The sequence below is a fragment of the Dickeya poaceiphila genome (assembly GCF_007858975.2).
GTDB classification, from domain to species: Bacteria; Pseudomonadota; Gammaproteobacteria; order Enterobacterales; family Enterobacteriaceae; genus Dickeya; species Dickeya poaceiphila.
Genome location: NZ_CP042220.2, coordinates 1,057,966 through 1,073,589, shown reverse-complemented (window position 1 = coordinate 1,073,589; position 15,624 = coordinate 1,057,966). Strand labels below are relative to the sequence as shown.

At 51.1% G+C, this 15,624-nt stretch carries 16 protein-coding genes; 8 read left to right on the top strand and 8 right to left on the bottom strand.

Annotation, left to right across the window (positions count from 1 at the left end; genetic code table 11):
* Positions 1–180 precede the first annotated feature (180 nt).
* The 5 genes from Dpoa569_RS04795 to Dpoa569_RS19720 all read left to right on the top strand — a co-directional run bounded on the left by Dpoa569_RS04795 (position 181) and on the right by Dpoa569_RS19720 (position 3,030).
* Positions 181–1,257, top strand: coding sequence for an LD-carboxypeptidase (locus tag Dpoa569_RS04795; protein ID WP_042874037.1), 1,077 nt, complete (start codon positions 181–183; stop codon positions 1,255–1,257).
* 770 nt (positions 1,258–2,027) lie between these two features.
* On the top strand, positions 2,028–2,219 hold the full coding sequence (locus Dpoa569_RS04790) for a hypothetical protein (protein WP_128569765.1): 192 nt from the start codon (positions 2,028–2,030) through the stop codon (positions 2,217–2,219).
* Positions 2,216–2,410 carry a hypothetical protein gene (locus Dpoa569_RS04785; protein ID WP_128569766.1) on the top strand — a complete coding sequence of 65 codons (195 nt, stop codon included), beginning with the start codon at positions 2,216–2,218 and terminating at the stop codon, positions 2,408–2,410. The genes Dpoa569_RS04790 and Dpoa569_RS04785 overlap by 4 nt, the downstream gene beginning before the upstream one ends.
* Positions 2,411–2,475: 65 nt before the next feature.
* The gene (locus Dpoa569_RS04780) at positions 2,476–2,577 is read left to right on the top strand and encodes an integrase core domain-containing protein (RefSeq protein ID WP_071604334.1); all 102 of its coding nucleotides are present in this window, start codon (positions 2,476–2,478) and stop codon (positions 2,575–2,577) included.
* Positions 2,578–2,898: 321 nt separating this feature from the next.
* The gene (locus Dpoa569_RS19720; RefSeq protein ID WP_265575129.1) at positions 2,899–3,030 is read left to right on the top strand and encodes a hypothetical protein; all 132 of its coding nucleotides are present in this window, start codon (positions 2,899–2,901) and stop codon (positions 3,028–3,030) included.
* A gap of 59 nt (positions 3,031–3,089) precedes the next feature.
* Here the strand turns inward: Dpoa569_RS19720 and guaA are convergent, their stop codons facing one another.
* Together guaA and guaB are read right to left on the bottom strand one after the other, a co-directional pair.
* A complete protein-coding gene (guaA, locus tag Dpoa569_RS04775; RefSeq protein ID WP_042872073.1) occupies positions 3,090–4,667 on the bottom strand; it encodes a glutamine-hydrolyzing GMP synthase in 1,578 nt (525 codons plus the stop codon).
* 87 nt (positions 4,668–4,754) lie between these two features.
* Positions 4,755–6,218, bottom strand: a complete 1,464-nt coding sequence (gene guaB / locus Dpoa569_RS04770; RefSeq protein WP_042872075.1) for an IMP dehydrogenase — start codon at positions 6,216–6,218, stop codon at positions 4,755–4,757.
* Positions 6,219–6,390: 172 nt separating this feature from the next.
* On the opposite strand from guaB, the gene xseA reads away from it, so the two are divergent.
* The 3 genes from xseA (at position 6,391) to Dpoa569_RS04755 (ending at position 9,259) form a co-directional block, all read left to right on the top strand.
* Positions 6,391–7,776 carry an exodeoxyribonuclease VII large subunit gene (gene xseA / locus Dpoa569_RS04765; protein WP_042872077.1) on the top strand — a complete coding sequence of 462 codons (1,386 nt, stop codon included), beginning with the start codon at positions 6,391–6,393 and terminating at the stop codon, positions 7,774–7,776.
* An 84-nt stretch (positions 7,777–7,860) separates the two neighbouring features.
* On the top strand, positions 7,861–8,910 hold the full coding sequence (locus Dpoa569_RS04760; protein WP_042872079.1) for a M4 family metallopeptidase: 1,050 nt from the start codon (positions 7,861–7,863) through the stop codon (positions 8,908–8,910).
* Entirely contained in the window at positions 8,891–9,259 is a 369-nt protein-coding gene (locus Dpoa569_RS04755) for a protealysin inhibitor emfourin (protein ID WP_042872082.1), read from the top strand. Before Dpoa569_RS04760 ends, Dpoa569_RS04755 begins: the two co-directional genes overlap by 20 nt.
* Before the next feature lie 3 nt (positions 9,260–9,262).
* On the opposite strand, the gene Dpoa569_RS04750 is transcribed toward Dpoa569_RS04755, so the two are convergent.
* The 6 genes from Dpoa569_RS04750 to ispG form a co-directional block, all read right to left on the bottom strand.
* Positions 9,263–9,532 (bottom strand): zinc ribbon domain-containing protein, encoded by a 270-nt coding sequence (locus Dpoa569_RS04750; RefSeq protein WP_042872084.1) that lies wholly within the window; start codon positions 9,530–9,532, stop codon positions 9,263–9,265.
* An 86-nt stretch (positions 9,533–9,618) separates the two neighbouring features.
* Positions 9,619–11,109: a ribosome biogenesis GTPase Der gene (gene der, locus Dpoa569_RS04745; RefSeq protein WP_042872085.1), complete on the bottom strand. Its 1,491-nt coding sequence runs from the start codon at positions 11,107–11,109 to the stop codon at positions 9,619–9,621.
* Positions 11,110–11,249: 140 nt separating this feature from the next.
* Complete coding sequence (gene bamB / locus Dpoa569_RS04740) at positions 11,250–12,431, bottom strand: outer membrane protein assembly factor BamB (RefSeq protein ID WP_042872087.1); 1,182 nt, start codon at positions 12,429–12,431, stop codon at positions 11,250–11,252.
* Between the two features lie 10 nt (positions 12,432–12,441).
* A complete protein-coding gene (locus Dpoa569_RS04735; protein WP_042872089.1) occupies positions 12,442–13,062 on the bottom strand; it encodes a YfgM family protein in 621 nt (206 codons plus the stop codon).
* A 13-nt stretch (positions 13,063–13,075) separates the two neighbouring features.
* Positions 13,076–14,350 carry a histidine--tRNA ligase gene (gene hisS, locus Dpoa569_RS04730; RefSeq protein WP_042872091.1) on the bottom strand — a complete coding sequence of 425 codons (1,275 nt, stop codon included), beginning with the start codon at positions 14,348–14,350 and terminating at the stop codon, positions 13,076–13,078.
* 152 nt (positions 14,351–14,502) lie between these two features.
* Positions 14,503–15,624, bottom strand: coding sequence for a flavodoxin-dependent (E)-4-hydroxy-3-methylbut-2-enyl-diphosphate synthase (gene ispG, locus Dpoa569_RS04725; protein WP_042872093.1), 1,122 nt, complete (start codon positions 15,622–15,624; stop codon positions 14,503–14,505).

Here is a 15,624-nt window from a genome sequence, read left to right as displayed (position 1 = left end):
ACTAATTTTCCTGACAAGAGAACTTCCCACCGAAGCAAACATTAATAAAAAACAAAAAAGGAACATTGAATTACACCACTTAACAAAAAAACACAATTAAGATTTCTCTGAAAGGAATCACATCATCGATAAACATTGCTATAAATGGAGAGTCAAAAAAGCAACGCACTGGAGAATAAAATGAAACCTCGGTTAATAGCAATCACATTATCAACCTTAACATCGCTATTTTTTAATTATCCTGCTTTCGCTATCCCTCCTCATAGTAAACTATCTCCATCTTGTTGTGAAAAAACAACCCCAGATAATACACCTTCACCCGATAAATTGATATATCTCATATCCGTTTCTTCTCAGTATGATGAGGATAGCATCCCAGAAATAAAGCAAATATTTTCCTCTTCCGGATATAATATTGATACAACCTACCTACATCAAAACCCAACACCGTTAGGTTATACAGACACCGATAAAGCGCGTGCAGATACACTCATCAAGGCTCTGACAGACAAGAAAGTAAAGTACCTTTGGTTTGTCAGAGGAGGAGAAGGCGCACTTAATTTATACCCTTATCTGTATGCAAAAAAAGCAGAGATTGCTAAATCAACACCCAAAATACTCATCGGATTCAGTGATGTCACAGCAATTCATTATTATGTCAACAATGTAATAAAATGGCCAAGCGTTCACGGAGTTTTTGCATCTTACAATAAAGAGATGCACGCTATAGATCCCAAAAGAGAAATCAATATGTATAGCAGTATTAATGATACATTTTCTGCCATTTCTAAGGGAGTCACATACAATGAAATTTTACCCATGAATGCTGCCGCACATGCGGGAGCCACTGGAATTGCAAGTGGCAGTAATCTGACGTTGATAAAATCATTTTTTTCAACAAAGTATGAAGAACAATACTCAGGAAAAATATTGTTATTAGAAGATATCAATGAAGCGCCACAGCAGCTTGACCGGGCATTACATCAACTCAGCTATAAGAAGAACTTCCATCCTAAGGCAATAATTTTTGGACAATTCTACAAAGATGACCTGGATGAAAAAAGCAAACAATTATATGAAAACATCATCAGCGATTTTTCCCAAAAAAACAAATACCCCGTATATTATTACCCCAAATTTGGTCATGGATACACTAACTCCCCTTTTCTTCTGGCGAGAAAACTAGAGATAACCTGTAAGGAAAAATATAATTCTTGCAGCCTTAAGCAGTCACCACTTTACCAGCATCTGAAGTAGGTTTTGCCACGCATAATTCCTGGATAACTCAAAATGATACCATCACGTAATACAGTAAACGGCTCATCTGAGTCGTTTATCAAGCCCTATAATAATATAATAATTTGGTAGTGATTGATCTGGACCGATACCGTCACTTTTACCGTCAAACGCATACATCTTTGGCTGGTGCGGGAGATGGAGCAATTTGCGGGGCGTTGACGTTTCCAGGCTCATTGTCAATCAGGTTTCATTATAGCGGACTGCTGGATGGTCATGGATGGTTTTCAGAAAGATGCCCCACCGCTTTATTTTTCTCGTCTGCGATTTCATCGTCTCTCCGGTAATGCCTCTAATTAATTTCTGATAATCAGAATGTATTACAAAAAATAAGTGATAAGTCACCGCTTACAAAAAAGTGCTTAAGAATGCACTAGAGGGAAACCTGGAAATTTATTTTAGCACTTCATTCACAATGATAATGCATGTATTTACCCCGGAAGATACTGCTACTACAGCCCCCCTGAACATATCAATGTAAATTACCTATTTTTAGTTTTACATCCATTACTAAAAAAACCAAATAACACACACAAAAAAAACAATTATTAGATTTAGTGACATAGCCGAACTTTAAAAATGACATACAAAAAACATCAAATATAACAATAAAGTAGAAATGAAAAATCAAAACAAACCACGAAACGCCAAAATAAAAATTTGGGAAAAATCCCATGTATTTATCGATGCATATAATTAAAATTTAATTTAGTCACTGGAAATGGTGCTTCGTGAAATTTAAAAATATAATCGTGCTAGCAGGCATGATCTTATTTCACCCGATTCAGGGAATCGCTCAGCAAGCCAATGTCAGTGCTACCAATATTGCTCATAAGCAGCCCGAAAGCATCTTTATTTTTGTTGGCGCAGGAGGAGCCGGTGGCAAAGGCGGCGAAAGCATTTTGAAAAGGATTTTCCAATGAGAATGATATTTTTTTTAAGCCCATTAATTCTTCTTCCACAGGCAAAGGCTGATTACCGCACGGACATTTTCAGTTCAGGTCATATTATATTAATTGATGCTGCAGCAGGTAGTAACGGTGGCCTGGGCCAAAATGGAAGCCCAGGAGCCAATGGAGGGCCTGGGGGAAATGGTGGCGATGGCGGTGATTAAATAACTGATATGGACACCGAACCACGCTTGCAATTAGGTCGGTGTCCATATCAGTTATTTAGGCTGTGTCCCGAATTATTTTTTGTACCCTGGCTATACAGGAGAAACTTGATCGCTGGCGCAGGAAATACAATCATGAAAGAACACATTCTTCGTTAATGGCATGACTACAGCTGAATATCTGGAGTCTGCAAAAAGACGAAGAGTCCTGATTTAGCACCGCACTGATTTTTCGGGGAGATTACCCACCGGCTTCGGTCTCGCGTAGGATACTGATGATCTGTTCATCGGAAAAACGCTTCTTCATGGAGATGTCCTCACGTTGCTGATGAAAACATTACTAACATCGCAGTGTATTAATCCGATCATCGGTCAGCATCGTGTTTTTCCTCCTGTTCAATGGCGGTTTTTACCGTCAAGGGTCAGGAAGTCTGAAGATGTTCCGAAAGCCGCATCACGTCTAGCTTTGGAAGGGAATTTTTACCGTCATGACCGAAAAAGCATCAATCATCAACGGCAGAGTCTTAATTCAGGTCTTTTCGCTTACCGTCACTTCTACCGCCAGCCTGTTCCGCTGGCTGGCGATAGTTACCGATAGTCACCATAATAAATTTAATTAAAAATCAAAAAATTATGGCGGTTTTTCGATAGTTGGCGATAGTCTCGGAAGGACCGTGGATCATTCCCACTCAATGGTTGCGGGCGGCTTGCCAGACACGTCATACACCACGCGAGAAATACCGTCTACTTCGTTAATGATGCGGTTGGAAACGCGGCCAAGGAACTCATACGGCAAGTGCGCCCAGTGCGCGGTCATGAAGTCGATAGTTTCGACTGCGCGCAGCGAGACAACCCAGTCGTATTTACGACCATCACCCATTACGCCCACGGAACGCACTGGCAGGAACACCGTGAACGCCTGGCTGACTTTGTCGTACAGGTCCGCCTTGTGCAGTTCCTCGATGAAGATAGCATCGGCGCGACGCAGCAGGTCGCAATACTCTTTCTTCACTTCACCCAACACACGCACACCCAGCCCCGGTCCTGGGAACGGATGGCGGTACAGCATGTTGTACGGCAAGCCCAATTCCAGACCAATCTTGCGCACTTCATCTTTGAACAGCTCTTTGAGCGGCTCGACCAGCCCCAGCGCCATGTCATCCGGCAAACCACCAACATTATGGTGCGACTTGATGACGTGCGCTTTGCCCGTAGCGGAGGCAGCAGATTCGATCACATCCGGGTAAATGGTACCTTGCGCCAGCCATTTTACGTCAGTCAGCTTGCCCGCTTCTTCATCAAATACCTCGACGAAAACGCGACCAATGGTTTTACGCTTGGCTTCCGGATCGTCAATGCTGGCCAGCGCCGACAGGAAACGATTTTCTGCCGGGACATGCACAATGTTCAGGCCGAACTGGTCGCCAAACATCTCCATTACCTGTTCAGCTTCGTTCAAACGCAATAGACCGTTGTCCACAAACACACAGGTCAGGCGATCACCAATCGCACGATGCAGCAACAACGCCGTCACCGACGAATCGACCCCACCGGACAAGCCAAGAATCACCTTATCCTGACCTACTTGCTGACGGATGCGCTCAACAGCGTCATCAATAATTTTTGCTGGCGTCCACAGTGCTTCACACTGACAAATATCGCGCACAAAGCGTTCCAGCATCCGCTGGCCCTGACGCGTGTGCGTCACCTCTGGGTGGAACTGCACACCGTAGAAACGTTTTTCTTCGTTAGCCATGATGGCATACGGGCAGGTATCGGTACTGGCAACGGTCACAAAGTCAGCCGGAATAGCGGTGACTTTATCGCCGTGGCTCATCCACACATCCAGCAACGGCGCACCGCTGGCGCTGAGCGCATCCTGAATGTCGCGGATCAACGCGCTGCTGGCCTTGACCTCCACCTGCGCATAACCGAACTCACGCTCGCTGGAACCTTCTACCTTACCGCCCAGTTGCATCGCCATGGTCTGCATACCATAACAGACACCCAGCACCGGCACGCCGGCCTGGAAAACATACTCCGGCGCACGCGGGCTATTGAATTCGGTGGTACTTTCCGGACCACCGGAAAGAATGATGCCATTCGGGTTGAACTCGCGAATCTGCGCTTCGGTGACATCCCATGCCCACAGTTCACAGTATACGCCCAGTTCACGTACGCGGCGTGCCGCCAGTTGCGTGTATTGCGAGCCGAAATCCAGAATAAGAATGCGATGTTGATGAATGTTTTCTGTCATGAGAGGCGTATTCCACTACGGAGCGAAAGAAAAATCGAACCCGGCGAGTTTACCGGGTTCGTAACAGTAAATCAGCCGATAACGCGCTTAGCCCATGCGGTAGTTCGGCGACTCTTTGGTGATAGTGACATCATGGACGTGGCTTTCCTGAATACCCGCGCCGCTGATGCGCACAAATTCAGCTTTAGTGCGCAGCGCATCAATAGTCGGGCAACCAGTCAAACCCATACAGGAACGCAGACCCCCCATCTGCTGGTGAACGATCTCTTTCAGGCGGCCTTTATAAGCAACGCGGCCTTCAATGCCTTCCGGCACCAGTTTGTCAGCCGCATTGTCAGATTGGAAGTAACGGTCAGACGAGCCTTTAGACATTGCACCCAGTGACCCCATGCCGCGGTAAGATTTGAACGCACGCCCCTGATACAGCTCGATTTCACCTGGCGATTCTTCAGTACCCGCCAGCATGGAGCCGACCATGACGCAGGCCGCACCAGCAGCGATAGCTTTGGCGATGTCGCCAGAGAAACGGATGCCGCCATCGGCAATCACCGGAATACCGGTGCCTTCCAGTGCCTCAACCGCATCGGCAATGGCCGTAATCTGCGGTACGCCCACACCGGTTACGATACGGGTAGTACAGATAGAGCCAGGACCGATACCCACTTTTACCGCACTCACACCCGCCTCAGCCAGGGCGCGCGCGCCAGCGCCCGTCGCCACGTTACCACCGATGATCTGCAAATTCGGGTATTTGGCGCGGGTTTCGCGGATACGCTGCAACACGCCTTCGGAATGACCGTGCGAGGAGTCAATCAACAAAACGTCCACACCAGCAGCAACCAGTGCGTCGATACGCTCTTCGTTGCCGGCACCGGCCCCGACTGCCGCACCGACGCGCAGACGGCCATGCTCATCTTTACAGGCATTCGGCTTACGTTCTGCTTTCTGGAAATCTTTTACCGTGATCATCCCGACCAGACGGAACTGCGCATCCACCACCAGTGCTTTTTCGATACGGCTCTCGTGCATTTTTTGCAGCACTACGTCACGGGCTTCGCCCTCTTTTACCGTAACCAGACGTTCTTTCGGGGTCATTACCGCGCTGACCGGGCGGTCCAGATCGGTGGCGAAACGTACATCACGACCGGTAATAATGCCAACTAATTCATTGCCTTTCGTTACTACCGGATACCCGGCGAAACCGTTACGCTCCGTCAGTGCCTTCACTTCACGCAACGTCGTTTCCGGCGTTACCGTCTGCGGATCAACCACAACGCCGCTTTCATGACGTTTCACGCGGCTCACTTCTTCCGCCTGGCGCTCAATGGGCATGTTCTTATGAATAAAACCGATGCCGCCTTCCTGAGCCAGCGCAATCGCCAGTTCGGATTCAGTCACGGTATCCATTGCAGCGGACAGCATAGGAATGTTCAAACGGATGCGTTGTGTCAGTTGAGTGCTCAGATCGGCTGTGTTGGGCAAAACAGTGGAATGGGCTGGAACGAGGAGAACATCATCGAAGGTTAAAGCTTCTTTAGCGATACGTAACATGGCAATATCTCACCGGGATTGAGGATGGGAATTAGATAAAATATTGCCGCGGCATTATACAGGCCGAAATCGATTGCCTCCAGCATTTTTTTATAAAAATGCTTGCGAACAGCCCATTGACCGGTAGTATTGATGGATTAACTCTCCGTTTTACTTTTTGATCTGGGTCACAATGTCTTCATTGCCGTCAGCCGCCATATTTACCGTAAGCCGCCTGAATCAGACGGTAAAGCAGTTGCTGGAAGGCGAAATGGGTCAAATCTGGCTCTCCGGCGAAATGTCCAATTTCTCTCAGCCTTCCTCCGGTCATTGGTATTTTACGCTAAAAGATGAACGCGCTCAGGTGCGGTGCGCCATGTTCCGCACCAGCAACCGGCGAGTCGCCTTTCGGCCACAAAACGGGCAACAGATCCTGATTCGCGCCACCATCACGCTCTATGAACCACGTGGTGATTACCAACTGCTGGCTGAAAGTATGCACCCGGCAGGCGATGGCCTGCTGCAACAACAGTTTGAACAATTGAAACAGCGCCTGTCTGCAGAAGGACTATTTGATCAGCAGCACAAGCAGTTACTGCCCAAACCAGCACGACAGGTTGGCGTCATTACCTCCGCCAGTGGCGCAGCACTGCATGATATTTTACATATTCTGCAACGCCGCGATCCGTCGCTGCCGGTGGTTATCTACCCGACGGCAGTGCAAGGCGCGGACGCTCCAGACCAGATTGTGCGGGCTATTGAGCTGGCGAACTTGCGCCAGGAGTGTGATGTGCTGATTGTCGGTCGCGGCGGCGGTTCACTGGAAGATCTGTGGAGCTTCAACGACGAACGGGTGGCGCGGGCGATCTTTGCCAGCCGCATCCCAATTGTCAGTGCGGTCGGCCACGAAACCGATGTAACCATCGCCGACTTTGTGGCCGACCTGCGCGCACCGACGCCTTCAGCAGCGGCGGAACTGGTTAGCCGTAACCAGTTGGAGTTGTTGCGGCAAATCCAATCCCAACGCCAGCGGCTGGAAATGGCGATGGACTATTATCTGGCACAGCGCCAGCAGCAATTCGTCAAACTGCAGCATCGGTTACACCAGCAACACCCGCAACTACGGCTCGCTCGTCAACAGACCCAATTGATTCGCCTGCACCAGCGTCTGGATGAAGCCATCCAGTTGCAACTGCGCCTGCAGGCACGACGTCATGAACGTCTCGTCCAGCGTCTGCAGCAATATCAGCCACAATCGCGCCTGCACCGTGCGCAGCAGCAGGTACAGCACTTACGCTACCGGATGCAGCACGCGTTAGAAAAACAACTTAATCAGCATAAACAGCGATTTGGCGAAGCCTGTTCCCATCTTGAGGCGGTCAGTCCGCTGGCGACACTGGCCCGTGGCTACAGCGTCACCACTGCTCCGGACGGCAAGGTCATGAAAAAAACCGCTCAAGTCACCAGGGGCGATATCCTGAAAACCCGGTTGTTGGATGGCTGGGTTGAGAGTCAGGTAACTGAAATGAAAAAAGAATCCACCAAATCACGCGCGAAAAGCCAGACAAAAAATATTTAATTATTAGGCTATACTTGCTGTGTGATAACTGTGGTAGATCAATGTTATGTTGCACCATAATTGCCCGGCATAAGGAGATGAAGTATGCAATCCGCCCGTAGCATCATTCCGCCCTACATCCTGCATCGCATTATCAACAATGGATCGGATGAGGAACGTCGTTGCGCCCAACACACACTGATGCACGTGCAATCACTGATGGTGGCTCCAGTCATTCATCCTGCTGAACATGAGGAACACCCTGCCGGCACGGTGCAGCGTGATATTTACGACGCAGAGCACCAGCAAATGTTACCAGGCAAGCAATTACGAGCAGAAGGCCAGCCGGGAAACGGCGATACCGCCGCGGATGAAGCTTACAATTATCTGGGTATTACCTATGATTTTTTCTGGAAAGTCTTTGGTCGCAATTCACTGAACAACAAAGGATTGCCGTTGACTGGCAGCGTTCATTACGGCAAGGATTACCAGAATGCGTTCTGGAATGGACAGCAGATGGTGTTTGGCGATGGCGACGGCAAAATATTCAACCGTTTTACTATCGCTCTGGATGTTATTGCCCACGAGCTGTCGCACGGCGTGGTAGAAAGCGAATGCAATTTACTGTATTTCCGCCAGTCCGGTGCGCTCAACGAATCGCTTGCGGACGTGTTCGGCTCTATGGTCAAACAGTACTACCGTAACCAGAAGGTTCAGCAGGCGGACTGGATTATTGGTGAAGGGCTATTGGCCGAAGGCATCGATGGTAAAGGACTGCGATCACTGTCTCGCCCCGGAACCGCTTATGACGACCTGCTGCTGGGCACCGACCCACAACCTGCCCACATGCGAGATTTCGTCAACACCCGTGAGGATAACGGCGGTGTGCATCTGAACTCAGGCATTCCCAGCCGGGCCTTCTATCTGACCGCGATGGCACTGGGTGGCTATTCCTGGGAAAAAGCCGGTCATATCTGGTATGACACCGTATGTGACAAAGCGCTGCCGCAGAATGCAGATTTCTCCATCTTCGCCAAATTCACCGTAGAACACGCTAAAAAACGCTTCAATCATGCCGTCGCTGACGCTGTACTGCGAGCCTGGCATCAGGTTGGGATTGATACGGGAATTATCAATGAGCACGAACAGGAATGATCTGCCGGAGCTGACGGATGATGTGATCATTGAACTGGCTCGTGAAGGCGGCTTTGCCTGGGTGCCCAGGCTGGCCAGCTCGCGTCGCTTCGTGCTGGCAGAGGTAACGGCACCGCAAAAAGAGAAGATCCGCACCGTGCTGCACAAGGCGCTGCCGTCAGCGCATGAGCCGGGTCTGCCAGACTCCCCCGGTCATGGCGATCAATTCTACTACCGTATCCACATTCACTACGGCAACGCGCAGGATAGCCGCCAGGCAGATTGGGTGTTGCTGATCCCTGAACAGAGTGCGCCAACTGAGCTGGAAACCTTATGGCGCAATGGTCCGGATAACGAACAGACCTGCTGACGGTTACTGAGACTGATAACGAATGACCACGCGGGAACGTGAAATCAGGCCATGGCCATTGGCACAGAGATAACTTTCCGCACCACAGGCTCGCAGCACCTGCAAGGGGTGCTTACATTCCGGGCACAATGTCAGACGCAGGAAACTGTGCTGGCACTCCTCACAATAATATTGATCGTTGTTATCTTGAGCATTATTACGTTGAACGTTGTTATGCTGATTATTGCCGCACCACACCATCAGTCGCTGACATTCAGGACAATAAGCATCCATCGTCTTCCTCCGGATCACCACATGAAAAACAACGGGGCAGAATCGCTCCTGCCCCGACATGATGTTTGATTTTTCGCTACCGACGTTTACTTGCCTTTCTTGATATGTTGCATCAGGCGTTTACGTTTACGCAGTTGATTCGGCGTCAACGTATTGCGTTTGTCAGCGAACGGGTTTTCCCCTTCCTTGAACTGGATGCGGATTGGCGTCCCCATCACATCCAGTGAACGCCGATAGTAATTCATCAGGTAACGCTTGTAGGAATCTGGTAACTCTTTGACCTGATTGCCATGGATCACGACTATCGGCGGGTTGTAGCCTCCGGCATGAGCGTATTTCAGCTTCACACGGCGACCACGCACTAACGGCGGCTGGTGGTCATCTACCGCCATCTGCATGATGCGAGTCAGCATTGCGGTACCCACACGGCGGGTGGAACACTCATAAGCTTCGTTGACGGATTCGAACAGATTCCCCACACCGCTGCCGTGCAGCGCTGAAATAAAGTGGATACGGGCAAAATCGATAAACCCAAGGCGCAGGTCGAGGGTTTCCTTCACCTGTTCCTTCACCTCCTGCGACAATCCATCCCACTTATTCACCACAATCACCAGCGAACGGCCAGAATTGAGGATAAAGCCCAGCAATGACAGATCCTGATCGGAAATCCCTTCACGGGCATCTATCACCAGCAGCACTACGTTGGCGTCTTCGATTGCCTGCAATGTTTTGATCACCGAGAATTTCTCAACGGCATCAGTGATCTTGCCACGTTTGCGCACCCCGGCGGTGTCGATTAACACGTAATCACGGCCATCACGCTCCATCGGGATATAGATACTGTCGCGCGTGGTGCCGGGCATGTCGTATACCACCACCCGATCTTCCCCAAGAATACGGTTGGTCAGTGTGGACTTGCCGACATTCGGGCGACCAACAATAGCCAGCTTGATCGGCAACCCTTCAAGATTCGGCGCATCGTCGCCATCATCCTCAATGTCATCATCACCTTCACCAAGCTGCTCGGCCCAGTAAGCCGCGTTCGCTTCTTCTTCAGTCAGTTCACGTGCCTCTTCCACTGGCTCGACGACAAACGGCAATAACACCTTTTCCAGCAACGAGGTAACACCACGACCATGCGATGCCGCAATCGGGTATACCTCACCCAGACCGAGTGAATAGAAATCGGCGATGCCGGTATCGATATCGATACCATCCACTTTGTTGGCGACCAGAAACGTGTCTTTTTCGCGCGTACGCAAATGCTGGGCAATGGCGTGATCCGCCGGCATCAGACCATCGCGGGCATCAACCAGAAACAGCACGATATCTGCTTCTTCAATCGCCAGCAGCGACTGTTCAGCCATACGCGTTTCCACACCATCTTCAGTACCGTCAATACCGCCGGTATCGATGATGATGAACTCATTCCCTTCTACTTCTGCACGACCATACTTGCGGTCACGCGTCAGCCCAGGGAAATCCGCCACCAATGCGTCACGGGTACGCGTCAAGCGATTAAACAGCGTGGATTTCCCCACATTCGGGCGCCCGACCAGCGCGACGACAGGTATCATTGTTACAACCTCATTGCTTATATTTCAATTCGTTACAGCAGAAAACCCTGCTGATGATAAAAGACGAAACGGCCCCTGACAGTATCAGGAGCCGTTGCAGGGACAAGGGATTCACCGTTTGCCCCGATCATGCGAAGCGGTTAACGGGTAAAGGCGTAAACCTCGCCACCCTTGGCCTGTATCAGCAGCTTGTCGCTGGCAACCAACGGTTTACTCAGCAAACCAGAACCATCCACTTTCTGCTGAACCACAAAACGACCGTCAGTAGTATTCACCCAATGCATATAACCTTCAGCATCGCCGACGACCAGATATCCGTTATATAGCGCAGGTGCAGTCAGGTTGCGGTGCAACAAGTCTCCCTGTCGCCAAATCACTACGCCGCCATTGGTATTCAGCGCCGTGATACGATCATCCTGATCCACCAGATAAATACGATCACCATCAACAATAAAATCGTTTACCGACCCAATCTCACGCTTCCAGGTAATCTGCCCGGAACGCAGATCCAGTGCGGTCAGGTTACCGTTATATCCCAGCGCATACACTACGTTGCCAGCAACAACCGGCGTAGTGTCAACATCGTTCAGACGAGCGATTTCAGTCGCTCCACCCGGCTGAGAGATACGTTGCTGCCAGATCAATTGCCCTTGATTAATCATCACCGCACTGACACGCCCGTTGTCGCCACCGACAATCGCGGCGCCAAACGCGGTGGTCGGCGCAGACTCGCCGCGCAACGACAACGCAGGCATATCCAGATTCACCGTCCATTTGATGGTACCGTCAGATTCGCTGAGCGCCTGCAACATACCATTGCCGGTATGAATAATCACCACGCCATCACTGACCACCGGGCTGGATAGCACCTCGCCTGCCACCTTGGTCTGCCACTGCAAAGTACCGTCGTCAGCATTCAGGGCAAAAAGCTGCGCTCGTTCACTCCCCACATAAACATGGTTGCCCGACACGGAAACGCCCCCCGACAACAACGCCGGGAGATTACTGGACAACAGACCGGTTTTCTCCGCCAGATCGGCTCGCCACTTCTCTTCGCCGCTATTGAGATCCAGCGCCTTTACCGTGCCATGACGATCAGCGGCATATACGCGGTTATCCTGCCAGGTTGGATGCAAGTTGGAGTAGAACTCACCAGTACCGCTTCCAACGGAGCGACTCCAGGCTTTGGTGGGCGTAAACTGGTTAGTCACCTGCGGCAGAGGAGACATTTTGACCACATCCTCCTCACGGTCAAACAGCGAACAGCCGCTCAGCAGGGTGACAGAAACCAGTCCGACCAAAAGTGTTTTACGCAGTTGCATGAAGTCCCTCTTAGCTGGGAAGATTGTTCAGTTTGATTCGCAACAGGGATTGCAGCCCCTGAGAAGGTTTCGCCGCCATGCCTTTGCTGTAAGCATCACGCGCGCCTTGATTATCACCTTTGCTCGCCAGCACATCACCGCGAACATCAGCCACCATCGCCGCCCATCCTTCCAGCTTGATAGCATCAAGCGTTTTCAGCGCCTCATCCGGCTTCTTCTGCTGTAACAGCACGCGAGCCAGACGCAAATTGATCAACGCCTGCAAATCACCATCTTTGGTTTGGCTCAGCGCCTGACGGAGCTGCTGTTCGGCTTTGGCGATATCATTCTTTTCAACGAACTGGTGCGCCAACGCCAGTGAAGCCAACGCACCATAATTGCCATGATCGCCAGCAACAAACTTTTCAGCGCTGGCGACGCCTTCCGACTTACCAGCAGACAGAGCTTCAGTCACTTGCTGATAAGCAGCGGAAGCCGCCATTGCGCTACTTTCCTGATGGTTTTGCCAGAAACGCCAGCCAACCAGGGCGCCAATACCCAGCACCACACCGATAGCCAACGCCTTGCCATTCTCAACAAAGAAGCGGCGAATTACCTCAACTTGTTCATTTTCAGTGGTATAGACTTCCACGCTGCCTTTCTCCTTAATTCAGTAACGCCGCCAGACGCGCCGCTACATCCGCTTGAGCCAGGGTTTCCTGCTCGCCGCTGGTCAGATTTTTCACCACCACCTGCCCGGCAGCCACTTCAGTTTCTCCCAGCACCAACGCAACCCGCGCCCCGCTCTTATCCGCACGGGCAAACTGTTTCTTGAAATTACCACCGCCGTAGTTGGTCATCAATTTCAGTTGCGGCAGCGCATCACGCAATTTTTCAGCCAGTTGAATCGCCGCATGTTGCGTACCTGCACCCGATGAAATCAGATACGCATCAACCCCCGGCTGCACGGCAAATGTCGGATTAACCGTTTGCACCAGCAACACCAGGCGTTCCAGCCCCATGCCAAAACCGACCGCCGGCGTACTGGAACCGCCAAGCTGCTCAACCATGCCGTCATAACGACCGCCACCACACACGGTTCCCTGAGACCCAAGGCTACTGGTGACCCACTCGAAAACGGTCCGGTTGTAATAGTCCAGCCCGCGAACCAGCCGCGGATTAACCTTATATGGGATACCGGACTGGGTTAAAAGTTCACACAATTCATCGAAATGCGCGCGAGAATCATCATCCAGATAATCGGTCAGCACCGGTGCATTATCCAGCAATGCCTGTACCTGAGCATTCTTCGAGTCAAGCACACGCAGCGGATTGGTATACATGCGGCGCAGACAGTCCTCATCCAGTTGATCTTTGTGTTGTTCAAGGAAGGCAATCAGCGCTTCGCGGTAGCGGGCGCGGGCATCTAAAGAACCGATAGAGTTCAGCTCCAGATTGACATGCTGATCAATCCCCAGCACACGCCACCAGCGGGCGGTCATCAGAATCATTTCCGCATCCACATCCGGCCCTTTCAGACCAAACACTTCGCAACCCAACTGATGGAACTGGCGATAGCGCCCCTTCTGCGGACGCTCATGACGGAACATCGGACCGGTATACCACAACCGCTGCTCCTGATTGTACAAAATACCGTGCTCAATACCGGCGCGGACGCACCCCGCCGTGCCTTCGGGACGCAAGGTCAGGCTGTCGCCGTTGCGGTCCTCAAATGTGTACATTTCCTTTTCAACGACATCGGTCACTTCGCCGATTGCACGTTTAAACAGCGAAGTCTGCTCAACGAGCGGCGTGCGGATTTCACTATAACCGTAGCCGCGGAGCACCTGTTTCAGGCTGTCTTCAATACGCTGCCACAATGCCGTTTCGGCTGGCAGGCAGTCGTTCATGCCACGGATGGCTTGAATATTCTTTGCCACGTCAGTTCTCTATGCGTTTTCAGAAAGTAATGCGCTGTTAAAAAATAGACCCGATTATAGGAGCAACGACGCCATGCCTTCAATGTCGTTGCCGCTACCATCGGGCGCTTCAATTCAGGAATTCGTGCCGGACAGCATCCAGGCTAGCGGGTTCACTTCTCCACCATATTGACGGCTATACGCTGTGTTTCATCCAGCATAGACGCCTTGGCGCGAATCTTAGCTTCCAACTGATCGATCATATCATCGTTGTCAAAGCGCTCTTTCTGACGAACACCGTCTTCGTAAAAACCACTCTTCTTGTTGCCACCGGTCACACCCAGCGTCGATACCAGCGCTTCCCCCGGCCCATTCACCACACAACCGATAATCGACACATCCATCGGCGTGATGATATCTTCCAGCCGCTGTTCCAGCGCGTTCACGGTACCAATAACGTCAAATTCCTGGCGTGAGCAGGTCGGGCAGGCAATGAAGTTGATGCCGCGGGAGCGGATGCGCAGCGACTTGAGAATATCGAAGCCAACCTTGACCTCTTCTACCGGATCAGCCGCCAGCGAAACCCGCAAGGTATCGCCGATACCTTCAGAGAGCAGTAATCCAAGGCCAATGGCAGATTTCACCGCACCGCTACGCGCACCACCGGCTTCAGTAATGCCCAGATGCAATGGCTGATCGATACGGGACGCCAGCAAGCGATAAGACTGCACCGCCAGAAACACGTCCGATGCTTTAACGCTCACCTTGAAGGAATGGAAATTGAGGCGATCAAGGATATCCACATGGCGCATGGCGGACTCCAGCAACGCTTCCGGCGTCGGCTCGCCATACTTTTCCTGCAGATCCTTTTCCAGTGAACCCGCATTAACGCCAATTCGGATCGGAATATTTTTGTCACGCGCACAATCGACTACCGAACGAATACGCTCTTCACTACCGATATTGCCGGGATTGATACGCAGACAATCAACGCCGTATTCCGCCACTTTCAACGCAATACGGTAGTCAAAATGGATATCCGCCACCAGCGGTACATCCACTTGTTGTTTAATCAGACGAAATGCCTCGGCGGCATCCATGGTCGGCACCGAAACGCGCACGATATCCACGCCAACCCGTTCCAACGACTTGATCTGCCTGACAGTGGCATCAACATCGGTAGTGCGGGTATTGGTCATAGACTGCACTGCAATCGGTGCGCCATCACCAACGGGCACCTTGCCGACGTAAATCCGGGTTGATTTACGGCGGTTGATGGGTGCGGGATTATGCAT